We start from the raw sequence: 23,846 nt of genomic DNA, 5'->3' as shown, positions 1-23,846 counted from the left end.
TCTGGCTCTGGCTCTGGCTCTGGCTCTGGCTCTGGCTCTGGCTCTGGCTCTGGCTCTGGCTCTGGCTCTGGCTCTGCAGGCAGAGTAACGCTCTCAATCACAGGAGCAACCGGCTCGCTCGCGGGCTCGCTAACCATTTCTGGCGCATGAGTAACCACCGGTTCACTCACCTCAGCCGCCAGCGGCGCTGGCGTAGTGTCGGCTTCCGGCTCAACATGAGGCTGTTCAGGCTGTTCAGGCTGTTCAGTAACAGGCGCACCCACCACTGGCTGACTGTCAACTGGCGCCGGCGCGTTAGCCGCGCTTTCTGCAACCACCGCGGCGGCCACAGACGAATCAGCCGACGACTGCGCAGGGGCCTGAGCTTGATGGTCTTCGACTGGCGAGGTCACGGCCTCGGTTGGGGAAGCAGACGTATCCGCAGTGGCCTGTTCGTCGACAGACTCCTGCTCTTTATTACGGCCCAATCCCAGCCACGACCAAAATCCACGTTTCTTTTCTTTAGTCATTTCGCAATACGACCCTGCGCAATTAGAATGTAATCTTGAATGAACCCCGTAGTTTACCACTTTCCTGGCGGTCAAAAAATTGTATGGCTAGACGATCTCCGACAACAGCAAAAAATCCTACCGGTCAAATCCGGATTATCAGCGGACAGTGGCGTGGACGCAAACTGCCCGTCCCAGACAGTCCGGGCCTGCGCCCAACCACCGACAGGGTACGGGAAACTGTCTTTAACTGGTTAGCCCCGGTGCTGCATGGAGCACGCTGCCTCGATTGCTTTACCGGTAGCGGAGCGCTGGGGTTAGAAGCGCTGTCCCGCTATGCCAGTGAAGTCATTATGCTGGAATATGAACGCAATGTAGCCGAACAGCTGCGAAAAAACGTGCAATTATTGAAATCCGAGCAAGCTAAGGTGATTCAGACCGACAGTCTGCAGTATCTGGCTCAACCGGGACAGCCGTTTGATGTAGTGTTTATCGATCCGCCTTTTCGTCGTGGCATGCTGCACGATTGCTGTCGCCTGTTAGAGCAAAATAATTGGCTCAGTGCGGGGGCTTATATCTATGTCGAGGCCGAATTAGAGGCCGGCGACCTGCCCGTGCCGCACAACTGGCGCTTACACCGCGAGAAAACTGCCGGCCAAGTGGCCTATCGCTTGTATATTCGTGGCACGGAAGAGGCGCCTGCGGAGGCTGACGATGTGGCTTAATCTCGGGCGCGCCTTGATGCTGGTGGTGTGGGGGCTGCTACTGACTAATCTGGTACACCCGCTATCACCGAAAACCCTGAGCGCTCTGCTGTATCTGCTGCTGGGGCTGACCTTGGTGATGCATACGCTGCAATTGCTGTTGGCGCGCACCCTGCTGGGCAAAAGCCGTCCGCTGGGACGCGCAGGCAGTCTGCGCGTGATGCTGTTTGGGGTACTGGAGCTGATCCCACTGCGTCGCCGTTTGGAACAAGATGCTAGGCCTAGCGCGGCGCCTTCTGACGCAACGCTACCGCGCCAGCAACAATAACCAAGCATCATAGTAAGACAGCTTAGCGAACAAGCTCAGCGCCAAAGCTAAGCATCAGCGGCGAGAATGGCTGGGATGGATGACGCCGTAGGGCGTCATCCTGCTATCGACCCTAGCTCGAATCACTTAGAGCCGGATAACGTACCTTGTCAGCGCGGCCTTAGCGGTTCACACCCGGCAGCGGCAAGTGGAAATAGCGCGCAATACCATCGAGGAACATTTGGGTGGAGATCATCACCAAAATCAGCCCCATCAGACGCTCCATCGCATCCAAGCCTTTGGTTCCCAACCAGCGATTCAGCACTTCTGACGACAGCAAAATCAGCACGCTCAAGCCCCACGACAGCAACAGCGCCAGCACCAAGGTCATGTTTTCCCCTGGATGCTGCTTTGCCAGCAACAACAAAGCCGCCAATACTGACGGTCCAGCCACCAGCGGGATCGCCAACGGCACCAAAAACGGCTCTTCACCCGGCTTTAATCCGGTCACGCCACCGGGCTTAGGGAAAATCATGCGGATCGCAATCAAGAACAGAATAATACCGCCGGAAATCGACACGGTTTCTTCGCGGACATTCAGGAATGACAGCAGGTGATCGCCAGCAAACAAGAACAGCATCATCACCAGCAACGCAATCAGCAGCTCGCGCAACAAGACAAAACGTCTACGTTTTGGCTCCAAATGCCGCAATACCGACATAAATACCGGTAAATTTCCCAAAGGATCCATAATCAGAAACAACAGCACCGCTGCTGACATCATTTCCATCGTGCCTTTTCCTGCCTGTTGGCCGTGTAGTCAAACGGCAAGTATACCCAGTGGCCGTGGTAAAGCTCCATATGCAAGGGGCAGCGCGCGTGGCTTTAACCGGTCATTTATGGCTTAAATGCACATTTTCCCAGCAATAAATAGCGGATAAATCCCACTTTCTTTGTGTTATTAATTGAAAGCGGTAAAAAGCCGCCTTCAGGGGTTGCACCGGCTTATGCAATCGGTAAGGTGAAAGAGGTGCTCCGGCAATACGGCCGGCACATTTTCGGACTTTCACTCACTCAGCTTAGGATGATCGCGTGATGAAAAATGTAGGACTCGTTGGATGGCGTGGCATGGTCGGCTCCGTGCTGATGCAGCGCATGCAGGAAGAACAGGATTTCGCTCTGATTAACCCGGTGTTTTTCACCACCTCGCAAGCCGGTCAAGCGGCGCCGATGGTCGGCGGGAAAACGGGCGTGCTGCAAGATGCCTATGATCTGGATGCCCTGCGGGCGCTGGACATTATTATCACCTGCCAAGGCGGTGATTACACCAACGAGATCTACCCGAAATTACGCGCCAGCGGCTGGCAGGGTTACTGGATTGATGCGGCCTCTAGCCTGCGTATGCAAGACGAAGCCATCATCATTCTCGACCCAGTCAACCAGCAAGTGATCCAGCGCGGTCTGGAGCAAGGCATTAAGACCTTTGTCGGCGGTAACTGTACCGTGAGTTTGATGCTGATGGCGCTCGGTGGCCTGTTTGCTGAAGATCTGGTGGAGTGGGTGTCGGTGGCCACCTATCAAGCCGCCTCTGGCGGTGGTGCGCGCCACATGCGTGAGCTGCTGACCCAAATGGGCATGCTGCAACAGACCGTGGCCAGCGAACTGGCCGATCCGGCCTCCGCCATTTTGGATATCGAACGTAAAGTTACCGCCAAAACCCGTGACGGCAGTCTGCCGGTCGATAACTTTGGCGTGCCGCTAGCAGGCAGTTTGATCCCGTGGATCGACAAACAACTGGATAACGGCCAGAGCCGTGAAGAGTGGAAAGGTCAGGCGGAAACCAACAAGATTTTGGGCATCGACGGCCAACCGATTCCGGTCGATGGCCTGTGTGTGCGTGTTGGCGCGCTGCGCTGCCACAGCCAAGCCTTCACCTTGAAACTCAAGCGTGACGTCAGCCTAACCAGCATCGAACAGCTGTTGGCGACCCACAATGATTGGGTCAAAGTGATCCCGAATCAGCGCGAAATCACCATGCAAGAGCTAACGCCAGCCCGCGTGACCGGCACCCTGTCGGTACCGGTAGGCCGTCTGCGTAAGCTGAATATGGGGCCTGATTATCTGTCGGCCTTCACCGTGGGTGACCAGCTGCTGTGGGGCGCGGCCGAGCCGCTACGCCGCATGCTGCGTCTGCTGCTAAGCGCCTAAGCGCGGCCGCAGTCATCGCTGCAACCGATGCACGCAATACCGTCCGGTACTGGCTGTACGCCGGACGGTTACACCGGCCAAAACCAGCCTAACAGCAAAAACAGCAAGGTGACGCCGAGCACCAAAATGGCCACCAGCAGCCACATCAACCGTGGCGCGCGCGGAGTGAGTAACTGCTCACATTCGCGACACGCGCGGAAAAAATCGCGCTCATCCTCCAAGCGATAGCCATCTTCATGCATCAAGCGATTACGCACCGTAGCGATAAAACGCAATTTGCGCGCCGCCGCTTCCGGTAGGCGATCGTCGCATGAGGTGATCAACTCATGTAATCCGCGACCTTCGGCATGAAAATGCTGGCGCAGCAAGCGCTCCAGACGCCGGGTGGCTTTGACTACCCGATCTATTTGTCCCATGCCATCCTCCTTGTTGCCTGACTGCTGACGCGGCGAACGGCGCAACTAAGCCGCTCAGCTTCCCACGTTAAGCGCACCGATTTTTCTCTAGTGTGACTGATTTGTAAGCTGCTGTGCAACGGTTATCCCGTGGCCGCGACATCCAAAGCCATACGAGAAAGCGGTGCGAGAAAAGATGATGAAACGCATCGCGCAGCCTGAAAACAATTTATTAACATTTTCAATTTGAGAGCGAGGTAACGTTACAGGCTGTTTGTTCGGTCTGCAGGGCAGCCCTTTGTTACAATCAATAGAAAAATCACAACGATAACCCTCTGTGACGCCGAAGAAGAGTGACAACCCAGCCAACGCGCAGTATGCGTTGGGCCGTCATTCCTATTCAGCGCTCACTGTGTCCCTACTGACTGTGAGAGTGAACCGCATGCCAATGACCAGATGCCGTTATTTTTCTGCTCTGGTTCTTTACTGTCTGAGTGCGCTGCTCCCGGCAGGCGCCGCCAGCCTCGACTTTAAAGGCACCTTAGCCACCCCGTTCCTCAACCATCCGCGCGGTGCCACTTTCAACGCCACTATTTTCTTCGACCCCAATGCCAGCAGTTTTGAATCAGGAGGCGAGCTGGGGGTCTGGCAACAAGAGCACTACCCGTTCCAGCAAGTGGCCATTGTGATTGAAGATCAGCTGTATCAGGTCAACGCCCTCGAGCAATCGGCGCTGGATAACCGGATTCGGATCGTCCACTGCCAAACGGTGACTGCGGTGTGTACCTTCGATGAAATCAGTTTACATGCCAACGGGGAAGTCAGCGGCCAATTGGATGCGCCCAGAATTCAATTTACCCTGCGTGGCAATGCCGGTTGGCTGAAAGACGCGCATTTACCGGATACCATGGCGCTGCGCGAGCTGATGCAAACCGCCAATCAGGCTAGCATGACGCTGCAATCGGACTTTGAGTCCTCCTCTTTGCGCATCGAGCGCTGACCGACGCCGAACCGCCGGCGCGGAGCCCTGTTCGCGTTACGCCGCCCGTAAGCAGGTCGACGCGTAGAATTGCGCCGCGACAGCGCGCACCGTCTACTACTCTGAGCGCCTTCTGTTATCATCATGCTCTCCGAGCTGGGAGTCATGCCACATGAAACGCCATTTAGTTTATCTGGGATCTCTTATCATGAGCGCAGTATTACAGGCCGCGCCGGTTGCCGAGCCGTCATCCTTTTCGCCGGCGCCGCGTGAAGCGAACTACCCCGAGTTTATGCAGCAACAGGTGACACCGTTTTGGCAGCAAGGGCAACAACAGACCCTGACCAGCACCGATGGCCTGCCGCTACAAACCATCCGTTTTCACTCACCGCAGCACCAGCAGGTGATCATGGTGGTCAACGGACGACTGGAGAGTTTCCTCAAGTATCAGGAGCTGGCCTACGATTTGTTCCAGCAAGGCTATGATGTGGTGATGTTCGATCATCGCGGCCAAGGGCTATCGGGCCGGATGCTCCCAGATAGGCACAAAGGCTATGTGGCCGATTTCTCCGACTATCAACGCGACATGAAACAGGTCTATCAGACCCTGATTGCTGGGCAAGGCTACCAACAAGCCTTCTTGCTGGCGCACTCGATGGGCGGCGCAGTCTCAGCCGGTTATCTGGAAACCTATCCACAAGATTTTACTGCCGCGGCGCTGTCGGCCCCGATGCTGGGGATCGCCTTACCACTGCCGCACTGGCTAACGCGCAGCATTACCGGTGTGGCCGAGTGGGTAGATAGCTGGGCAGAAAGTTATGCACCAGGCACCGGGCCGTACAAAGCCACGCCGTTTGCCAATAACGATCTGACCCACAGTGAGCCACGTTATCAGTGGTTCCGTGAGCTGTATGCCGCCAATCCAAACGTGCAACTCGGTGGCCCTACCTTGCACTGGATCCGCGAAGGGATGCAAGCCGGTGAAGATGCCATCACCCACGCCCCCGAGCTGACCACCCCACTGTTGCTGCTACAAGGCGGCCAAGATTCGGTGGTCGATAACGAGGCGCACCGACGTTTTTGTACCGCGATGGCACAGGCGGGTCACCCATGCGAAGGCAATCAGCCATACGTGATTGACGGCGCGCGCCACGAGCTGCTGTTTGAGCAAGACCCGCTGCGCACCCAAGCTCTGCGCCAAATTTTGACCTTTTTTGCGCGCTACTGATGTAGGCTGACTCGCGCCTCAACAGAGCAAAACGGTAGGCAACTGACGACGTGTCGATAAGCGGCACGTCGTTTATCTCTTAACCCGGCACACACCAACATTCTCACCTAACGGGATGTCATGGCTTTTGGTGAGCCAGATCACCTTACGGGATGAAATTTGTCAGATTAACAGACTGGCTGCGTGCAGCAGGTATACTGTGCTTTCTCCTTTCTGCTATCAGAGTGTGTGATTTATGTACCGAGTTGTAGCCTCCGATCTGGACGGAACCCTGCTGACACCGGATCACCGGGTCTCCCCTTTTACCGCCGATACCCTGCGTATGTTAACCGAGCAAGGGATCCGCTTTATTTTCGCCACCGGTCGCCATCACGTAGATGTAGCCAAGATCCGCGAAAATCTGGGGATTGATGCTTACATGGTGACCTCCAATGGCGCTCGGGTACACAATACCGCCGGTGATCTGGTGTTCAAACACGATCTGGCGCCGGAAATTGCCCATGATCTGATGACACTGGCCCACAATCACCCTGACATCATCACCAACGTCTACCGTGAAGACGAATGGCACATCGATCGGGAAGTCGATTGGCTGGCCGAATTCCACGATGAAACCGGCTTCCATTGCAATATCAGCAACATGCAGCTGGTCGATTGTGATGGCGTAGCCAAGGTCTTTTATCTGGGCGCGCATGAAACCCTGCTGCCGATGGAAGAGGCGATCAACGCCCGCTTTGGCGACAAGGTCAATGTCAGTTTCTCACTGCCAGAGTGCTTGGAAGTGATGGCCGGCGGCGTGTCAAAAGGCCATGCGTTGGAGCAAGTGCTGCCCCTCAAAGGGATGACACTGGCGGACTGCATCGCGTTTGGCGATGGCATGAATGACTTAGAGATGCTGAGCATGGTCGGCAAAGGCTGCGTGATGCAAAACGCGCATCAGCGCCTGAAAGATGCGCTGCCGGATGCAGAAGTGATTGGCGATAATGCCGATGAAGCCGTCGCGCACTATCTGCGCCGCATGTTTATCGCCTGATCTTGTTTCCACGCTAAACCCCGGTATACACTGAATGCCATCGTGGAGATGGCATTCCTCCCTTAACCGTCGGGTTTCCCGTCTGATGATGCCTGCTAGATTCCTGATCTGTAACAGGAAGGCGGGCATGTGCGTGTTATCCCTGAGCGAATTGCGCGAAAATCGGTTCGCAAGACTCGGCTTACGTCACCCTGTCGACCCCTGTTGCAATCGGGAGCGATTGTCGCCGGTGTGCATTATTCGAGCGTGGCTAACGCTAACGCCGAATGTACGCTCGGCGTGGTTATTTACGTCGGCAGGATTGCCGGCATGACGTTCAGGATCGCCAGTATGTCCGAAACATCCCTACTCAGCTCGTTGCTTGCCGTCAGTGGCGGCGCCGCTTTTGGTGCCTCTTTGCGCTGGTGGGTCAGCAGCAAGCTCAATACCCTCTTACCCCATCTGCCACCCGGTACCCTGCTGGTCAACTTGCTCGGTGGATTTTTGATTGGGATTGCGGTGGAAGTCTTTTTGCGCATGCCGCATCTATCACCGCATTTGCGCCTGTTTATCATCACCGGTTTTCTCGGTGGCCTCACCACCTTCTCCAGCTTTTCCGCCGAGATGATCACCTCACTGCAAAAAGGCCATACCCTGTGGGTACTCGGTGGGATCACCTTACACTTAGGCGGCTCGCTGCTGATGACCGTGGCCGGGATGAGCCTGACCCGCTTGTTGTGGCCGCAGTAAGTCACTGGCATCGGGAGCACCCAAATAAAAAAGCCACCCGATACCATCAGCGGCACCATGAGTGGCTTTTTGCATGAAGCAATGTCAGAGGCTTCGTCAGTGAAACAGTGAATCTGGAGGGGGAGCCAGATTCACTGACCGCGCTTATTTGGCGGCGGCTTTCTGGTTACGCAGGAACTCTACCGCGACGTCTGGAAAGTCGGTAAACACGCCATCGACATCGGCGGTGTTGTAGAAGATATCCAGCATATCCGTCAGGTTCTTAGCATACGGCGGTACCTTACCGGCGTCTTGACGGAAGGTGTACGGGTGCACCACCAGACCGTTGGCATGGGCTTCTTTGACCATGATAGTGGTCTTAATGTTGCCCGGGGTGGAGCTCTCTTCTACCACCATCGGATACCATGGGCCGACACCGTCAGCATACTTGGCAATCTTGGCCATCGCGCCCGGCTCGAACATCCAGTCGTAGCTGTAGTTGGTCAGCGTGCCATCTTTGTTGATGACCATGGTTTCTTTGTCATCGGTCAGGGTGATCAGCTGTACCAGCTTGATATCCATCCCCATCTTCGGCAGCAGCTCATCGTGTACCCGCTGCAGATCTGGCGCGTCAAAGCTTTGCAGGAAAACTTTGTCATCTTTCTTGGTGTAGCCGTACTTTTTCAGGGTTTCCAGTACCGCCACGGAGATGTCTTTGCCTTCGGTTTTATGGAACCACGGCGCTTTGGTCTCGACATAAATCCCCACGTTCTTACCGGTGGAGTGGTTCATGCCTTGGATCATCTCGATCTCTTCGGCCAGCGTATGGATGCGGAAATCGCTCTTCCACATTGGGAAACGATTCGGGAATTTCTGGCTCATCTTGCCATCTTTATCCAGCACAAACTCTTCGGTAAACGAAAGCTGGCGAATTTCCGGCAAGGTGAAATCAATGGCGTAGTAACGGCCATCGGCGCGCGCACGGCCTGGGAATTTCTTGGCCACGTCAGTCACGCGATCCAGATAGTGGTCATGCAGGACGATCAGCTGATTGTCCTTGGTCATCACCACATCTTGCTCCAAATAATCGGCACCCATCGCATGCGCCATGGCTTTGGCCGGCAGGGTATGCTCCGGCAAATAACCACTGGCACCACGGTGCGCGACGACAATTTTATCCCCGGTCTGGGCAAATACCGGTGCCACCAATACGGCACTGGTCATCAGTGCAAGCAGAGTCTTGTTCATCATTATCGCTCTTTGGTTTTATCAGTGTAGGGTAAGGTAAAGATGTAAGATGTTATTTTTATTGCAGTTTTATTTTTACTCGGCGGATTGCTGTCACAATCCGCCGTGTTGTTACTTATTGCTCAATGCAGTGCATTCGCACCACTATCCGATTAGGCTCGCTTAAGCGTTCGCCTTCTCTTCTTGTGCTTTGTTGTGATGGATCATGGTCAGCGCCAGCAAGATCACCGCCGCCACACAAGAGCCGATCAGCAACATGAAGCCGCCATCCCAACCAAAGTGGTCTACGGTGTAACCCACCACGGCGTTCGCCGCAACTGAGCCACCGAGGTAACCGAACAGACCGGTAAAGCCCGCCGCGGTACCTGCCGCTTTCTTCGGTGCCAGCTCCAGCGCATGCAGACCAATCAGCATCACTGGGCCGTAAATCAGGAAGCCGATCGCCACCAGAGACGCCATATCCACCATTGGGTTACCTGGTGGGTTCAGCCAGTACACAGTAGTCGCCAGCGCAACCAGTACCATGAAGAACACGCCGGTGGCACCACGGTTACCTTTGAACACTTTGTCCGACATCCAGCCACACACCAAGGTGCCCGGGATCCCAGCCCACTCGTAGAAGAAGTAAGCCCATGAGGATTTATCCACCGAGAAGTGCTTCACTTCTTTCAGATAAGTCGGTGCCCAGTCCAGTACGCCATAGCGCAGCAGATAGACGAATACGTTAGCAAAAGCGATATACCACAGCAGTTTGTTCGGCAGAATGTACTTGGTGAAGATCTCTTTAGCCGTCAGCTCCACTTCGTTCTTGGCGCTGTAATCTTCTGGATAGTCATCCTTGTACTCTTCGATTGGCGGCAAACCACAAGACTGTGGCGTATCACGCATGGTCAGGTAAGCGAAAATTGCCACCCCCACCGCAGCCGCAGCCGGTACATAGAACGCTGAGCGCCAATCATTGAACCAGCCCATGCCCAGAATGAACAGTGGACCAATCATGCCGCCACCCACGTTGTGGGCACAGTTCCAGATGGACACGATGCCGCCACGCTCTTTCTGTGACCACCAGTGCACCATAGTACGGCCGCAAGGAGGCCAACCCATGCCTTGTACCCAGCCATTTAAGAACAGCAGGACAAACATGATGGCGATGCTCGACGTGGCCCATGGCATAAAGCCCATGATGAAGAAAATCGCCGCCGACAGCAGCAGACCCGCGGTCAGGAACACCCGCGGGTTGGAGCGGTCAGATACCGCGCCCATCAGGAACTTAGACAGGCCGTAGGCGATGGCCACACCGGACATAGCAAAACCCAGATCCCCACGCGAGAACCCTTGTTCCACCAGATACGGCATTGCCAGTGAGAAGTTTTTACGGACGAGATAGTAACCGGCATAGCCGAAGAAAATACCGGCAAAGATCTGCCAGCGCAGACGCTTATACGTGCTATCGATCTGCGCTTCCGGCAGTCGGGCACGATGCGCCGCAGGACGGAAAATACTCAACATATTCGGATCCTCGATATGTCTGTGGCTGTTATTTTGTAGTAATGGGTTTGCGAAACCGAAAACGATTACGCGGCGAATGCCGTAAAAGGAACAGAGGTGACCCTATTGGCAGTTCGTAAACGAGCGCAATAATAGTGACTATGTTTCGTAAATGGTGTGAGTCAAAACACAATTCGTCATATTTATTATTAATTTTTCGTTTAAAATAAATCAGTTACGAACATATCTTTTTCGTTCGCGCCATTTTCATCCGCGCATTGGCATGATTTACACTGTATATAAATGTGACAAATGGTGATTGGAATCACAAATTAGCATTAATTAACGCTCATTTTGATTTCGTTTTTGCTCATTTATGGTCTATATCAAACATTTCAACCGGCGAAATTGCGATACTCCGCGCATGAACTGAACGCCTGCATGCGACTGACTTTCCTCTTCTAATTACCCGCAGTCGCACCGGCGTACCTCGTTGCCAAACCGCTGACCTGCGAGAACCCTGACCCTATGAATAGCGCAACCCGAATCGAAACTGATGTCGCGATTATCGGCGGCGGCGCCACCGGTGCTGGTGTCGCCCGCGACTGTGCCCTGCGCGGCCTGCGCTGCGTTCTGTTAGAGCGCGATGACATTGCTACCGGTGCGACCGGACGTAACCACGGCCTGCTGCACAGTGGCGCCCGTTATGCGGTGACTGACGAAGAATCAGCCCGTGAATGTATCAGTGAAAACAAGATCTTAAAGAAGATTGCTCGCCACTGTATCGAACCGACTGGTGGCCTGTTTATCACCCTGCCAGAAGATGACTTAGCGTTTCAGGACGGCTTTATCCGCGCCTGCCAAACCGCAGGCATTGATGCCAAAGCAATTTCGCCGCAAGAGGCGATCCGCTTAGAGCCGTCGGTGAACCCAGCGCTGCTCGGCGCAGTGACCGTACCAGATGGCACCGTCGACCCGTTTCGTCTGACCGCCGCCAACATGCTGGATGCGCGGGAAAATGGCACTCAGGTGCTGACTTATTGCGAAGTGGTCGGGCTGATCCGCGAAGGCGATCGCGTGATTGGCGTGCGCGCTTTCAACCATCAAACGCATCAGGTAGTGGAAGTGTATGCGGCGATCGTGGTTAACGCCGGCGGGATCTGGGGTCAGCGCATTGCCGAATACGCGGATCTGAGCATTCGCATGTTCCCGGCCAAAGGCGCGCTGTTGATCATGGGGCATCGCATCAATAACCGCGTGATCAACCGCTGCCGTAAACCGGCCGATGCCGATATTCTGGTGCCGGGCGATACCATCTCCTTAATTGGCACCACTTCCAGCCGCGTGCCGTATGATCGCATCGACGATATGCGCGTAACGCCAGAAGAAGTAGACATTCTGATCCGCGAAGGGGAAAAACTGGCCCCAGTGATGGGCCGTACCCGTATTCTGCGCGCCTATGCCGGGGTGCGTCCGCTGGTTGCTAGCGACAATGACCCGTCCGGTCGTAACGTCAGCCGCGGTATTGTGCTGCTGGATCACGCCGAGCGCGATGGTTTGGAAGGCTTTGTCACCATCACCGGCGGCAAGCTGATGACCTACCGTTTGATGGCCGAATGGGCCTCGGATCTGGTGTGCCGCAAACTCAATCACAGCGCCACCTGTACCACGGCCGAAAAACCGTTGCCGGGCTCAGAAGAGCGCACCGAAGAAACCCATGCCAAACTGTTCAGCCTGCCAGCACCACTGCGCGGCTCGGCAGTGTACCGCCACGGCGATCGCGCGCCGCGCTTTGCCGCCGAAGATCGCACCGACAACTCACTGGTGTGCGAATGTGAAGCGGTGACCGCCGCCGAAGTGCGCTATGCCGTTAACGAGCTGAAGGTGAATAACTTAATTGACCTGCGTCGTCGGACACGGGTTGGCATGGGCCCTTGTCAGGGTGAACTGTGCGCCTGTCGCGCCGCCGGTGCCATGGCCCGTTTCAAGGCCACCACCGCACAGCAATCCACCGCCCAGCTGCAAAGCTTCCTCGAAGAGCGCTGGAAAGGGATCCGCCCGATTGCGTGGGGCGATGCGCTGCGCGAATCTGAATTTACCAGCTGGGTGTATCAAGGCCTGTGTGGACTCGATGACATTCCACCTAGCCTGCCTGACACCGAATCGCCACACAGCAACACACTGCCACAGGGAGAGCCGCAATGAAGTTTGATGTTGCCATCATCGGAGCCGGTTTGGCCGGCCTGACCTGCGGTATTCAGCTGGCCGCCAGCGGTCAGCGCTGCACCATTATTAGCGCCGGCCAGTGTGCGCTGAATTTCTCATCCGGCTCACTGGATCTGCTCAGTCGCCTGCCGGATGGCACGGCGGTGGCCGCGCCACTACAGGCGCTTGATCAGCTGACCACCCAAGCGCCGCAGCATCCGTATACTCGCATGGGCAGCGCCGCCATGACGCGCCATGTCGCGCACTTTATGCAGCTGCTGCAAGCCAGCAATATCGAGATGCAAGGCGAGGCCCAGCACAACCATCTGCGTATGACCCCGCTCGGCAGTTTGCGCCCGACGTGGTTATCCCCGCTGAGTGTACCGGTACAACCGCTGCCACTGCCGGCACAAAGCGGAGCCTTAGCGCTGATTGGTATCGAAGGCTTCCATGACTTCCAACCGGAAATGGCGGCCGCCACCTTACAACAATACCCGGCCTATCAGGGCTGTCAGATCCTGACCGGCCAGTTGACCCTGCCACAGCTGGATCAGTTGCGCCGTAATCCCAGTGAGTTTCGCTCGGTTAACGTGGCGCGCGTACTGGAACAGCTGACCGACTTAGCGCCATTGGCCGCCGAGCTAAAACGCGCCGCGCAAAGTGCCACGACCGTGATCCTGCCGGCGGTATTAGGATTAGAGAACACCCGCCTGCGTAGCGAATTAGAGCGCCTCACCGGCCTGCAACTGCTGGAACTGCCAACCCTGCCACCATCCGTGCTGGGGATCCGCTTACAACAAGCCCTCAAGCGCCGCTTCCAGCAGCTCGGTGGCCTGTTTATGAATGGCGATCAGGTGCAGTCAGCCCGCATCGAAAATCAGCGTGTGACCGCCTTGTATACCCGCAACCATGAAGAAATTCCGGTCGAGGCGCGCGATGTGGTGCTGGCCAGCGGTAGCTTTTTCAGTAATGGTCTGGTGGCAGAGTTTGATCGGATCCGCGAGCCGGTTTTCGGGCTGGATGTGATTGAAACCGGCCCACGCGCCGAGTGGAGCGAAGAGCGCTTCCTGACCAGCCAGCCATTCTTACAGTTTGGTGTCAGCGTCGATAACCGCCTGCGGGTGCGTAAAGACGGCCAAACGTTGCACAATGTGTATGCCATCGGCGCTGTGCTGGGTGGCTATGATCCGATTTATCAAGGCTGCGGTGCGGGAGTCTCGGTGACGACCGCCCTGCATGTCGCTGAACAGATCCTGCAACAGCAGGAGGAAACCGCATGAGCCAGACACACGACTCGAGCTTCGAAAGCTGCATTAAATGTACCGCCTGTACCACCTTGTGTCCGGTGGCCAAAGTCAATCCGGCCTATCCGGGGCCAAAACAAGCAGGGCCAGATGGCGAACGTCTGCGCCTCAAAGATCCGGCGCTGTACGATGACGCGCTGAAGTACTGCACTAACTGCAAGCGCTGCGAGGTCGGGTGTCCATCGGATGTGAAAATCGGTGACATCATCCAGCGCGCACGCGCTCAGTACAGCCATAAAAAACCAACTCTGCGCGATGCGATTTTAAGTCACACCGATCTGATGGGCACGCTGTCAACCCCGTTCGCGCCGATCGTTAACCTGACCACCGGCTTAAAGCCGGTGCGTAAATTGCTGGATACGGCGCTGAAAGTCGACCATCGTCGTGAACTGCCGAAATACTCACACGGCACTTTCCGTAACTGGTATCGCAAGCACGCCGACAGCCAAAAGCAGTTTGCCGAGCAAGTGGCCTATTTCCACGGCTGCTACGTCAACTACAACCATCCGCAACTGGGCAAAGATTTAATCCGTGTGTTTAACGCCATGGGAATGGGTGTGCAGTTGTTGGATCGGGAAAAATGCTGTGGTGTGCCGCTGATTGCCAACGGTTTTACCGACAAAGCGAAAAAGCAGGCCGCCTTCAACGTGCGCCATTTGGAAACCGCGGTGACCGAAAAAGGTCTGCCGGTGATTGCTACCTCGTCCACCTGTACGTTTACCCTGCGCGATGAGTATCCGCACATTCTGGGGGTGGATAACAGCAAGGTGCGCAGCCATATCGATCTGGTGACCCGCTTTTTATACCGTGAGCTGAGTGCTGGGCGTGAGCTTAAGCTCAAGCACACCCCGCTGCGCGTGGCGTACCACACGCCTTGTCATATGGAAAAAATGGGCTGGGTGCCGTATACGCTGGATCTGCTGCAGCGCATTCCGGGTCTCGAGCTCATCATGCTCGACTCGCAGTGCTGTGGGATCGCCGGTACCTACGGCTTCAAAAGTGAGAACTACGATACCTCACAAGCCATCGGCGCGCCGCTGTTCCGTCAAATTGAGGAAAGCGGGGTCGATTTTGTGGTCTCCGATTGCGAAACCTGTAAATGGCAGATTGAGATGTCGACCAGCAAACGCTGCGAACACCCCATCACTGTGCTGGCGCAAGCGTTAGCGTAATGCCAACGCGCCCTTGCCTGATCAAGTCGGGTCAAGCGCGTTGGTGTAAGTAAACCGTTTCATCCCCCCAGCCGCTTTGCGGCTGGGACTTATCCTTGTGTGCTTAGGTCATAGTTACCTGTCTGAGGCCGGACACCACTGCCCTTTCCGGGTCCGGCTCTTTTTGCTCTGTATTCCCTTTTTCTGTGCCAAACAGCGTTTTTTCTCTGCTAAAACCGGCCTTTTCCCTGCAAATCATCTTTTTTAATGTCGGCAGTAAAATCTGCGTGATTTGCCTTACAAAAGCAGTAAAATGCCGCGCACTACGCTGCCGGTTTTCGCTTCAGTGCCCGGTAGCCAGCCTCTCATAACAACAAAATATCCAAACCAGTGATACAAGGAATGGTAATGAAAAAGTATGCGGCAATGGCGGTGATGTCTGTCGTTCTGGCAGGATGTGCCAGCAATCAGCCCCAGCAATCAGCGGACTATCAATACACCCCACCCACTCCCGTTGCGATCACCAGCAATGGCGAGATAGCTAAGCCCTATGATCTGACTTGGGCGCGCGCCGAGCGTTGGCTGAAAGAGCACAATCTGGCCGCCACCAACCAAGATCGCGCCGCCGGTTTGCTGTCAGTCACCCAAGCAGACTATGTGGATGGCCTCAAATATCTGGATTGCGGTAACGGTGGCAGCAAAGTGGCAATTGCCAACCCAGATGTGAAGCTGAATCTGATCATCACCCCCAATGGGGATAAGAGCGCGGCCAACGTGAACCTAAAAGGCACCAGCCGCGTCGACTACATCGATAGCGATGGTAGCCGGATCGCCGCACCATCCGTCACCCCCGTGTGCGTATCACGCGGCGTGCTGGAAAGCGAGCTGCTGCAATACTTAAATCAATAAGCGCGCAGCATCTACAAAGGCCAAATAAAAACGGGCAGCCCCTCAGCTGCCCGTTCTTTTTATCGCTTACTGACTTAACCCATCAGGCCAGCGCGGTGGTCTGCTCGGTACGCGTCAGGCGTTTGAGCAGCACATTCAGCAATACCCCGTAAGCGGGCAAGAACAGCCCCAAGCTGATGATGAGCTTAAAGCAGTAATCCACGGTGGCAATTTCCACCCAGTGCTGCGCCATGAACGGATCGGGACTTTTGTAAAAGGCGATAAAGAAGAATGAAACCGTATCGCTAACATTGCCAAACAGCGTCGAGGCCGTTGGTGCCACCCACCACGCCTTCATCTGTCGCAGACGGTTAAAGACATTGATATCCAAGATCTGGCCGAGCAAATAGGCCATAAAGCTGGCCACCGCAATACGCGCGACAAACAAGTTGAAATCGCCCAGCGCATTGAAGCCCTGAAATTCGCCGTTAAAAAACAGTACCGACACCACATACGAGATCAGCAGCGCAGGCGCCATGACCGCCAGAATAATCCGCCGCGCCAACGAGGCACCATAAATCCGCACCGTCAGGTCAGTCGCCAAGAAGATAAACGGGAATGAGAACGCGCCCCACGTGGTATGAAAACCAAAAATGGAGATCGGCAATTGCACCAGATAGTTACTGGAGGCAATGATAAATACGTGGAACAGCACCAGCCAGATCAGCGCATTACGCTGCTGGGCAGGAGAGAAGGATGACATTGATTGTGCACCTTTTTGTTGGTTGGGGTGAGGGAACCCAAATACATACCCAGCCTGTTGATTCGCTGCGTTATCGGCACGCAGCCACAGGCGTAAGGTGAAATTATAACCGTCTCATCTGGGCTTGTCAGCTCAAAACGTGCGCTCATCCGCGAGGATCTGCGCCAAAAAGGCTAAGACGTCGCCGCCCTCTTCATTCTGCGCTTCTAGCCACAAGCACTCGGTATAATGATCGCCACGCAGCAGCAAAGGGGTACCCTCAAATTCAACCCGCCAAGTGTGCAAATCGGCATCACATTGACGCTCTAAAACCAGCAGCTCTAACCGAGAAATCACCGGCTGCGCCCGCTCGGCGAAATTATCAAAATTGAGCCCCGGCACGGGAATAGTTATTGAGTAATTTTCCATATCGATTCAAAAATTTCCAATTACGGCTGTGAATTATGCGTTAAGCGACAATATAAACATCAGCAGATTATTCATGAATCCGCAATAAATAGTCGAAGAAATTAAATTTTTCGGACATTTGTCCGATATATCTGTTCTGCTATTACGCTATACCTCCAGCACAAATCACCTTGTGTTATGGTTTTTTAACGCCCCGTCGTGGCGGCGTAGGCTTTCTCCTGGAGACAAAAATGTCATTCCGTGACCTGAATATTGGTAAAAAGCTGTTTTTATCTTTCTCGCTACTCGGCTTGGTTATTATCGGTATTGGTGCTTTATCACTCACTTTGTTTAGCCGTATGAATGAACAAACGTTGGACGTAACCGATAATATCGTTCCCGGCATCATGATCGTTTCTCAAACCAGTGAAGCCGTTAGCAGCTTTCGCCGTTACCAATTAGGTTATCAACTCGTATTAGATAATCCCCAAAAAAACCAATACTTCGATAAAATTAACGCACTGCGTGCACAAGTGGACTCCGAGCTGGAAAAATACGCACCGTATGCGTTCAGTGCGGAAGATAAGCAGATGTTTCAGAACGTAAAAATTCAGTGGCAGCGCTATCTGGATATCAATCAGGACGTAATGAATAATCTGCAAAATGGTAATTTAGCGCAAGCTGAGCAGATTTTACTCAATCAGGGCATGACACAATTTTCCGAGCTAAATAATTCCATCAATGCCCTGATCAAAATTAATAAACAATATGCCAATGAAAGTCGCACCAAAGCTGTACAAATTTACTCCTCGGTGCAGCTGTATGTCTCCATCAGTATTCTAATTGCCATTGCGCTCGTTACTGTATTAGCCCGCGTTCTGACCCGCCAAATTCGCGACCCTCTCCTGACTATCCTGGATCAAGCCAAACAAATCTCTAACGGTAACCTGCAACGCGGTGTACTGTGTGATTATCTGGCATCTGGCCAAGCGGCACGCGATGAAATTGGCCAAGTCGCCTTTGCTATTCGCGATATGAAAGAAGGCTTGGGACATCTGGTCAATGAAATCTCCTCCTCCGTTTCCCAGCTCAGCACTGCGGTAGAAGAAGTGAGTGCGATTGCCGAACAATCTTCTCATGGCATGCAACAGCAGCAATCCGAAGTCTCGCAGCTGGCCACGGCGATGAACGAGATGCAATCCACCGTGCAAGAAGTCTCCCGTAACACCACCGATGCCGCCAGTGCCGCCCATCAAGCCTCCAATGCCTCAGATTCCGGCAGTAAAGTGGTGCAGGATGCGATTGGCAGTATCGAACGTGTCGCCAGTGAAATCGAACACTCCGGCCAAGTGGTTCAGCAGCTGGAGCAAGACAGTGCCAGCATCAGTGTGGTGCTGGATGTGATCCGCAACATTGCCGACCAAACTAACCTGCTGGCGCTGAACGCAGCGATTGAAGCGGCGCGCGCCGGAGAGCAAGGTCGCGGCTTTGCCGTGGTGGCCGATGAAGTCCGTACGCTGGCACAGCGTACCCAAGACTCGACCGCGGAGATCAACAAGATCATCGAAGTGCTGCAATCACGCGCCGCTGAAGCCGGTCAAGCGATGCAGATCAGTCGCCAGCAGATGCACACCAGCGTCGAGCAAGCGCGCAATGCTGGGGCCACCATCGCCCAAATTAACCACGCCGTGGTACGCATTTCGGATATGAATACCCAAATTGCCAGCGCCACCGAGCAGCAGAACTCGGTGACCGATGAGCTCAATCGCAGCATTGTCACTATCCACAATGCTTCCGATGAAGTGGCGCAAGGCGCGAATCAGACTGCGCAAGCCTGCGCGGAGCTGAGTCAGCTGGCCATTCACCTGCAACAGGTCACCAATCGTTTCGCGGTGTAAATCCCCCCTGCATATCGCGCCGACATCAGTCGGCGCATAAGATACTGCTTACACTGACCGTCATTGAGAATATGGCGGTCAGTGATATATCCCTTCGCGTTTTCCTTTCCCTTAATACCGCTTTTTTATTCTTTTTCCTCTCTAGCACTGTCGATTTATCATTCATTTAAAATCAATCAGTTAATCTAAACGCAACGACATACACGCCGAATTGTCACACTAAATTTTCTTTTTTGCTTTAATTTTGCCCAGCTGCAGCCGTTATTAATAAATATATACAAAAAGATACATATATTAAGTTGCACCATTGGGATGTTGTCGTTGCGACGCCTTATTCCTGACCGCTTAAACTTGCTAAATGAGAATAATGGTATGTTATTGAAGCACCTTTCCATCGGCAAAAAGCTGACCTCCGCATTTTCTTTATTGTGTTTGTTAATCATCGGCATCGGCCTGTTCTCGCTGTTGCAATTCAGCCGCTTAAACGGTGGTTCACAGCATCTCGCCGAACAGGTGATCCCCAGTATCACTCAGGCGGCCACTATCGATAGCCACATCAGCCGATTGCGCCGTAATGAAATGGGGATCATCGTGGTCTACGATAACCCAACCATGAAGGCTGACTATCAGAAGCTGTTAGACGCCATTCCCGCCCAAATTGATGATGCCATTGCCCAATTTGCGCCGTTGCTGGAAAGCGAGCAGGAGCGCCAGATCTATAACAACATCAAAAATGAGTGGTTAGCCTATCAAGGTCTGCATCGTCAGATGATGGACGCTATCGAGCGCGGTGATTTGCAGCAAGCGCGTTATATTTTGGTCGACCAAAGCCGTAGCCTATTCAGACAACTCACCGCACACGTACAAGATTTAATCAATATTAATCAGACCTTTGCCAACAATGCACGCCAAGATGTAGACAATATCTTCAGTGCCTCGAAGGTCAGTATTGCTATCAGCATTGCTCTCGCCGTGGTCATGGTGGTGTTCTTTGCCACCCTGCTGACGCGGCAAATCCGCGATCCACTGTTACTGCTGGTGAGTCAGGCACGCCTGATTGCTAACGGGCAGCTTGGCCGCTCTGCGCTGTGCGACTATATCGACTCCGGTAAACTCTCTCGCGATGAAACGGGGCAACTGGCGCTGGCAATCCGGCAGATGAAAGAGGGGCTGTATACTCTGGTCAATGAAATCACCTCCTCGGTATCGCAACTCAGTGCCGCCGTCGAGGAAGTGAGTGCTATCGCCGAACAATCGGCGCACGGGATGCAGCAGCAACAGTCGGAAGTCTCACAATTGGCCACCGCCATGAACGAGATGCAATCCACCGTGCAAGAAGTGTCACGTAACACCACCGAAGCGGCATCCGCAGCGCAAGTGGCCTCGGCCTCCTCAGGCAGTGGAAGCAAAGTGGTGCAAGATGCCATTGGCAGTATTGAGCGGGTCGCCAGTGAAATTGAACACTCCGGTCAAGTGGTGCATCAGCTGGAGCAAGACAGCGCCAGCATCAGCATGGTTCTGGATGTGATCCGCAATATTGCCGATCAAACTAACTTACTGGCACTGAATGCGGCCATTGAGGCAGCGCGGGCTGGCGAGCAGGGGCGTGGTTTTGCCGTGGTGGCCGATGAAGTGCGCACGCTGGCGCAGCGCACCCAAGACTCGACAGCTGAGATCAACAAGATCATCGAGGTACTGCAATCACGTGCTGCGGAAGCGGGTCAAGCCATGCAGTTAAGTCGTCAACAAATGCATACCAGTGTCGAGCAAGCGCGCAACGCCGGCGCCACCATCGAACAAATTAATGATGCCGTGATACGCATTTCCGATATGAATACCCAAATTGCCAGCGCCACCGAGCAGCAAAACTCCGTGACCGATGAGCTCAACCGCAGCATTGTTAACATCCACAATGCCTCCGATGAGGTGGCACAAGGTGCCAATCAGACCGCGCAGGCCTGTGGTGAGCTCAATCAACTGGCGAACAATCTACAGCAGACGATCGCTCGATTTAGCCTATAAGGCGCACTCTTCGCTTTAGCACGCATCTCTACACCGTGGCGCTGGCTATCCAAGCCAGCGCCGCCGGCCAAATACATTTTTCGATATAACCACTTATATCAATCTAAAGGCAAAAAACAGACATAAACACCGCCACAATCATTTAATTAAGCACATCAAACCAGATCGTTAATTGAATATCGCACAATAAATCCATCGCCACGGCAAAAACACAAAACAAAGTAAATATGACAGTGAGATATATTTATATTTGTCGCACAAATTAGTCAGCGACGTTATTTTTTGCATTGCGTGCGGTTTAATTGCCAATCGCTGCATATTTGGCTATTTTTTATCCCAATGACACAGATCACATTTAATATTCTTTTTTTCTATCCGATAGATTCTCTCTGAATACATTATCGAAAATAGACCTGACGCATCATGTTTGAAACTAGCAATGGAGCATGCGGTTAAATTCAATTTCTGATGCGATATCACTGCCGTTATGCTGGAGCAATCAATGTCATTACGTGACTTAAATATCGGTAAAAAGCTGTTCTTATCCTTTTCCTTGCTCTGTCTGATTATTATCGGGATTGGGGGCTTATCACTGACACTGTTTCAACGCATGAACGCAGAAACGTTGGAAGTGACTGATAATACAGTACCTAGTCTGATGCTAGTGTCCGAAGCATCGATCCTGATTAGCGACTTTCGTCGTTATGAACTGGGCTATTTACTGGTTATTAATGACGCAAACCGTCAAGAGTATCTGAATAAATTGCTGGAGCTGAAACAAGATGCCAGTAATGAGTTGCAAAAATACGCCAGCTATGTATCAGGTGCCGATGATCAAGAAGCTTATCAGCGCGTCACCAATAAATGGGCGCAATATCTGAACATCCACAATCAGTTTATTTCCGCATTGCATGCAGGCGATACCAATCAAGCCAAGCAAATATTATTGACCTCCGGTAATTCGACCATTTTTGAGCTGGATGATTTAATCGCCAACTTGATGAAAATTAACCGTGATTACAGTGTGGAAAATCGCACCTCTGCACTTTCTATTTATTCGATGGTAAAACTGAACGTCGGCATTGCGCTATTGGTGGCCATCGGCCTGGTGATATTACTGGCGACAGTGTTGACCCGTCAGATCCGCGATCCATTATTAGTGATTCTGGAACAAGCCCATCAAATTGCCCGCGGTGATTTGCAGCGTGGTGCGCTGTGTAATTTCCTCGACGCCGGCAAAGCATCACAAGATGAAATCGGTCAGTTGGCCTTTGCCATTCGCGAGATGAAAGACAATTTGAGTGGCTTGGTGAGTGAGATTTCCTCCTCGGTTTCCCAGCTCAGCACCGCGGTGGAAGAAGTGAGCGCCATTGCCGAGCAATCATCACACGGTATGCAACAGCAGCAATCAGAGGTTTCGCAGCTGGCCACGGCAATGAACGAGATGCAATCCACCGTACAGGAAGTGTCGCGCAATACCACCGATGCCGCCAGCGCCGCCCAGCAAGCCTCTGATGCCTCGGACTCCGGCAGCAAAGTGGTACAGGATGCCATCGGCAGTATCGAGCGTGTAGCCGGTGAAATCGAGCACTCAGGCCAAGTGGTGCAGCAACTGGAACAAGACAGTGCCAGCATCAGCGTGGTACTGGATGTGATCCGCAATATTGCCGATCAGACCAACCTGTTGGCACTGAACGCCGCCATTGAAGCGGCGCGCGCCGGTGAGCAAGGGCGTGGCTTTGCCGTGGTGGCCGATGAAGTACGCACACTTGCACAGCGCACCCAAGATTCCACCGCCGAGATCCATAAGATTATCGAGGTGCTGCAATCGCGTGCCGCCGAAGCGGGGCAAGCGATGCAGGTAAGCCGTCAACAAATGCACACCAGTGTTGAGCAAGCGCGCAATGCCGGTGCCACCATCGAGCAAATTAACCACGCAGTGGTGCGCATTTCTGATATGAACACGCAGATTGCCAGTGCCACCGAGCAGCAAAGCTCAGTGACCGATGAGCTCAATCGCAGCATTGTGACCATTCACAATGCCTCCGATGAAGTGGCGCAAGGGGCTAACCAAACTGCGCAAGCCTGTGCCGAGCTCAGCCAACTGGCGATTCACTTACAGCAAGTGACTAACCGCTTTGCCGTGTAAGCACGCACTCCCGATACGTTAACGGTGATTAAGCGCGGGTTGCCCTTCATTGGGCGACCGGCGCTTTATTGATGGCGATGCGTTAATCGCACCGAATGACCAAATCACACCATACCGCCCCGTAAACTCGACATGCTTGGGCAACAAGAAGCGTACTTCTCTGCCATCCATAACCTGCCGCCAGTAACAAACCACTCGTCATGTAATCCACGATACCAATAATAGTGCAAGGTATATGGAAAGAAATTTTTACCATTACGCTTTTATTCATTTCTATTATAAATCAATGCATT

20 protein-coding genes, 1 pseudogene and 1 riboswitch are annotated in these 23,846 nt (G+C 53.7%); of the genes and pseudogenes, 14 read left to right on the top strand and 7 right to left on the bottom strand.

Annotation, left to right across the window (positions count from 1 at the left end; translation table 11 throughout):
- Window positions 1-509 (bottom strand): annotated as a pseudogene (locus L975_RS14480) (signal recognition particle-docking protein FtsY); the annotation flags it as partial.
- Window positions 510-592: 83 nt separating this feature from the next.
- Here L975_RS14480 and rsmD point away from each other — a divergent pair.
- Both rsmD and L975_RS14470 read left to right on the top strand, forming a co-directional pair.
- Window positions 593-1,213 (top strand): 16S rRNA (guanine(966)-N(2))-methyltransferase, encoded by a 621-nt coding sequence (gene rsmD / locus L975_RS14475; RefSeq protein WP_036768684.1) that lies wholly within the window; start codon window positions 593-595, stop codon window positions 1,211-1,213.
- The gene (locus tag L975_RS14470) at window positions 1,203-1,520 is read left to right on the top strand and encodes a DUF1145 domain-containing protein (protein WP_081995717.1); all 318 of its coding nucleotides are present in this window, start codon (window positions 1,203-1,205) and stop codon (window positions 1,518-1,520) included. Before rsmD ends, L975_RS14470 begins: the two co-directional genes overlap by 11 nt.
- A gap of 160 nt (window positions 1,521-1,680) precedes the next feature.
- On the opposite strand, the gene L975_RS14465 is transcribed toward L975_RS14470, so the two are convergent.
- Complete coding sequence (locus L975_RS14465) at window positions 1,681-2,289, bottom strand: YhgN family NAAT transporter (RefSeq protein WP_010862836.1); 609 nt, start codon at window positions 2,287-2,289, stop codon at window positions 1,681-1,683.
- 305 nt (window positions 2,290-2,594) lie between these two features.
- Here L975_RS14465 and asd point away from each other — a divergent pair, with 305 nt between their 5' ends.
- Window positions 2,595-3,707, top strand: coding sequence for an aspartate-semialdehyde dehydrogenase (gene asd / locus L975_RS14460; protein ID WP_047709146.1), 1,113 nt, complete (start codon window positions 2,595-2,597; stop codon window positions 3,705-3,707).
- A gap of 68 nt (window positions 3,708-3,775) precedes the next feature.
- Here asd and L975_RS14455 read toward each other — a convergent pair whose 3' ends face one another.
- A complete protein-coding gene (locus L975_RS14455) occupies window positions 3,776-4,123 on the bottom strand; it encodes a hypothetical protein (RefSeq protein ID WP_047709145.1) in 348 nt (115 codons plus the stop codon).
- A 421-nt stretch (window positions 4,124-4,544) separates the two neighbouring features.
- On the opposite strand from L975_RS14455, the gene L975_RS14450 reads away from it, so the two are divergent.
- The 4 genes from L975_RS14450 to crcB all read left to right on the top strand — a co-directional run bounded on the left by L975_RS14450 (window position 4,545) and on the right by crcB (window position 8,071).
- Window positions 4,545-5,102, top strand: a complete 558-nt coding sequence (locus L975_RS14450; protein ID WP_133240570.1) for a hypothetical protein — start codon at window positions 4,545-4,547, stop codon at window positions 5,100-5,102.
- A gap of 187 nt (window positions 5,103-5,289) precedes the next feature.
- On the top strand, window positions 5,290-6,309 hold the full coding sequence (pldB, locus tag L975_RS14445; protein WP_052181505.1) for a lysophospholipase L2: 1,020 nt from the start codon (window positions 5,290-5,292) through the stop codon (window positions 6,307-6,309).
- 235 nt (window positions 6,310-6,544) lie between these two features.
- Window positions 6,545-7,342: a sugar/pyridoxal phosphate phosphatase YigL gene (gene yigL / locus L975_RS14440; protein WP_010862841.1), complete on the top strand. Its 798-nt coding sequence runs from the start codon at window positions 6,545-6,547 to the stop codon at window positions 7,340-7,342.
- Between the two features lie 35 nt (window positions 7,343-7,377).
- Window positions 7,378-7,444, top strand: a riboswitch (Fluoride riboswitch).
- Between the two features lie 228 nt (window positions 7,445-7,672).
- Window positions 7,673-8,071, top strand: a complete 399-nt coding sequence (gene crcB, locus L975_RS14435) for a fluoride efflux transporter CrcB (RefSeq protein WP_010862842.1) — start codon at window positions 7,673-7,675, stop codon at window positions 8,069-8,071.
- A 144-nt stretch (window positions 8,072-8,215) separates the two neighbouring features.
- Here crcB and glpQ read toward each other — a convergent pair whose 3' ends face one another.
- Window positions 8,216-9,298 (bottom strand): glycerophosphodiester phosphodiesterase, encoded by a 1,083-nt coding sequence (glpQ, locus tag L975_RS14430; protein WP_010862843.1) that lies wholly within the window; start codon window positions 9,296-9,298, stop codon window positions 8,216-8,218.
- Between the two features lie 162 nt (window positions 9,299-9,460).
- Window positions 9,461-10,807 carry a glycerol-3-phosphate transporter gene (gene glpT / locus L975_RS14425; RefSeq protein WP_010862844.1) on the bottom strand — a complete coding sequence of 449 codons (1,347 nt, stop codon included), beginning with the start codon at window positions 10,805-10,807 and terminating at the stop codon, window positions 9,461-9,463.
- 507 nt (window positions 10,808-11,314) lie between these two features.
- Here glpT and glpA point away from each other — a divergent pair.
- The 4 genes from glpA (at window position 11,315) to L975_RS14405 (ending at window position 16,355) form a co-directional block, all read left to right on the top strand.
- A complete protein-coding gene (glpA, locus tag L975_RS14420) occupies window positions 11,315-12,991 on the top strand; it encodes an anaerobic glycerol-3-phosphate dehydrogenase subunit A (RefSeq protein ID WP_052181503.1) in 1,677 nt (558 codons plus the stop codon).
- Window positions 12,988-14,271: a glycerol-3-phosphate dehydrogenase subunit GlpB gene (gene glpB / locus L975_RS14415; protein ID WP_047709144.1), complete on the top strand. Its 1,284-nt coding sequence runs from the start codon at window positions 12,988-12,990 to the stop codon at window positions 14,269-14,271. The genes glpA and glpB overlap by 4 nt, the downstream gene beginning before the upstream one ends.
- Window positions 14,268-15,467 (top strand): anaerobic glycerol-3-phosphate dehydrogenase subunit GlpC, encoded by a 1,200-nt coding sequence (gene glpC / locus L975_RS14410; RefSeq protein WP_039046435.1) that lies wholly within the window; start codon window positions 14,268-14,270, stop codon window positions 15,465-15,467. The genes glpB and glpC overlap by 4 nt, the downstream gene beginning before the upstream one ends.
- A 387-nt stretch (window positions 15,468-15,854) precedes the next feature.
- Window positions 15,855-16,355 (top strand): hypothetical protein, encoded by a 501-nt coding sequence (locus L975_RS14405; RefSeq protein ID WP_010862848.1) that lies wholly within the window; start codon window positions 15,855-15,857, stop codon window positions 16,353-16,355.
- An 82-nt stretch (window positions 16,356-16,437) separates the two neighbouring features.
- Here L975_RS14405 and L975_RS14400 read toward each other — a convergent pair whose 3' ends face one another.
- Window positions 16,438-17,097, bottom strand: coding sequence for a 7-cyano-7-deazaguanine/7-aminomethyl-7-deazaguanine transporter (locus tag L975_RS14400; RefSeq protein WP_010862849.1), 660 nt, complete (start codon window positions 17,095-17,097; stop codon window positions 16,438-16,440).
- A 132-nt stretch (window positions 17,098-17,229) separates the two neighbouring features.
- Window positions 17,230-17,505, bottom strand: a complete 276-nt coding sequence (locus L975_RS14395; RefSeq protein ID WP_052181501.1) for a DUF3630 family protein — start codon at window positions 17,503-17,505, stop codon at window positions 17,230-17,232.
- 230 nt (window positions 17,506-17,735) lie between these two features.
- On the opposite strand from L975_RS14395, the gene L975_RS14390 reads away from it, so the two are divergent.
- From L975_RS14390 to L975_RS14380, 3 genes are all read left to right on the top strand, one after another.
- Window positions 17,736-19,382, top strand: a complete 1,647-nt coding sequence (locus L975_RS14390; RefSeq protein ID WP_010862851.1) for a methyl-accepting chemotaxis protein — start codon at window positions 17,736-17,738, stop codon at window positions 19,380-19,382.
- 372 nt (window positions 19,383-19,754) lie between these two features.
- On the top strand, window positions 19,755-21,404 hold the full coding sequence (locus L975_RS14385; RefSeq protein WP_047709143.1) for a methyl-accepting chemotaxis protein: 1,650 nt from the start codon (window positions 19,755-19,757) through the stop codon (window positions 21,402-21,404).
- A 502-nt stretch (window positions 21,405-21,906) separates the two neighbouring features.
- Window positions 21,907-23,553, top strand: coding sequence for a methyl-accepting chemotaxis protein (locus L975_RS14380; protein ID WP_047709142.1), 1,647 nt, complete (start codon window positions 21,907-21,909; stop codon window positions 23,551-23,553).
- Window positions 23,554-23,846 lie beyond the last annotated feature (293 nt).

The sequence above is a fragment of the Plesiomonas sp. ZOR0011 genome (assembly GCF_000800945.1).
Lineage (GTDB): Bacteria > Pseudomonadota > Gammaproteobacteria > Enterobacterales > CAMTGL01 > Plesiomonas > Plesiomonas shigelloides.
The sequence above is the reverse complement of the archived record's forward strand: the minus strand, read 5'-3'. Positions and strand labels throughout refer to the sequence as shown.

Excerpts from the sequence above, each read along its gene's own strand:
- L975_RS14385 (WP_047709143.1), top strand. The coding sequence starts at position 19,755 with ATGTTATTGAAGCACCTTTCCATCGGCAAAAAGCTGACCTCCGCATTT.
- L975_RS14395 (WP_052181501.1), bottom strand. The coding sequence starts at position 17,505 with ATGGAAAATTACTCAATAACTATTCCCGTGCCGGGGCTCAATTTTGAT.
- glpB (WP_047709144.1), top strand. The coding sequence starts at position 12,988 with ATGAAGTTTGATGTTGCCATCATCGGAGCCGGTTTGGCCGGCCTGACC.
- glpC (WP_039046435.1), top strand. The coding sequence starts at position 14,268 with ATGAGCCAGACACACGACTCGAGCTTCGAAAGCTGCATTAAATGTACC.
- rsmD (WP_036768684.1), top strand. The coding sequence starts at position 593 with ATGGCTAGACGATCTCCGACAACAGCAAAAAATCCTACCGGTCAAATC.
- L975_RS14390 (WP_010862851.1), top strand. The coding sequence starts at position 17,736 with ATGTCATTCCGTGACCTGAATATTGGTAAAAAGCTGTTTTTATCTTTC.
- L975_RS14450 (WP_133240570.1), top strand. The coding sequence starts at position 4,545 with ATGCCAATGACCAGATGCCGTTATTTTTCTGCTCTGGTTCTTTACTGT.
- glpQ (WP_010862843.1), bottom strand. The coding sequence starts at position 9,298 with ATGAACAAGACTCTGCTTGCACTGATGACCAGTGCCGTATTGGTGGCA.
- L975_RS14400 (WP_010862849.1), bottom strand. The coding sequence starts at position 17,097 with ATGTCATCCTTCTCTCCTGCCCAGCAGCGTAATGCGCTGATCTGGCTG.
- glpT (WP_010862844.1), bottom strand. The coding sequence starts at position 10,807 with ATGTTGAGTATTTTCCGTCCTGCGGCGCATCGTGCCCGACTGCCGGAA.
- pldB (WP_052181505.1), top strand. The coding sequence starts at position 5,290 with ATGAGCGCAGTATTACAGGCCGCGCCGGTTGCCGAGCCGTCATCCTTT.
- L975_RS14405 (WP_010862848.1), top strand. The coding sequence starts at position 15,855 with ATGAAAAAGTATGCGGCAATGGCGGTGATGTCTGTCGTTCTGGCAGGA.
- glpA (WP_052181503.1), top strand. The coding sequence starts at position 11,315 with ATGAATAGCGCAACCCGAATCGAAACTGATGTCGCGATTATCGGCGGC.
- L975_RS14455 (WP_047709145.1), bottom strand. The coding sequence starts at position 4,123 with ATGGGACAAATAGATCGGGTAGTCAAAGCCACCCGGCGTCTGGAGCGC.
- crcB (WP_010862842.1), top strand. The coding sequence starts at position 7,673 with ATGTCCGAAACATCCCTACTCAGCTCGTTGCTTGCCGTCAGTGGCGGC.
- L975_RS14380 (WP_047709142.1), top strand. The coding sequence starts at position 21,907 with ATGTCATTACGTGACTTAAATATCGGTAAAAAGCTGTTCTTATCCTTT.
- L975_RS14465 (WP_010862836.1), bottom strand. The coding sequence starts at position 2,289 with ATGGAAATGATGTCAGCAGCGGTGCTGTTGTTTCTGATTATGGATCCT.
- asd (WP_047709146.1), top strand. The coding sequence starts at position 2,595 with ATGAAAAATGTAGGACTCGTTGGATGGCGTGGCATGGTCGGCTCCGTG.
- L975_RS14470 (WP_081995717.1), top strand. The coding sequence starts at position 1,203 with ATGTGGCTTAATCTCGGGCGCGCCTTGATGCTGGTGGTGTGGGGGCTG.
- yigL (WP_010862841.1), top strand. The coding sequence starts at position 6,545 with ATGTACCGAGTTGTAGCCTCCGATCTGGACGGAACCCTGCTGACACCG.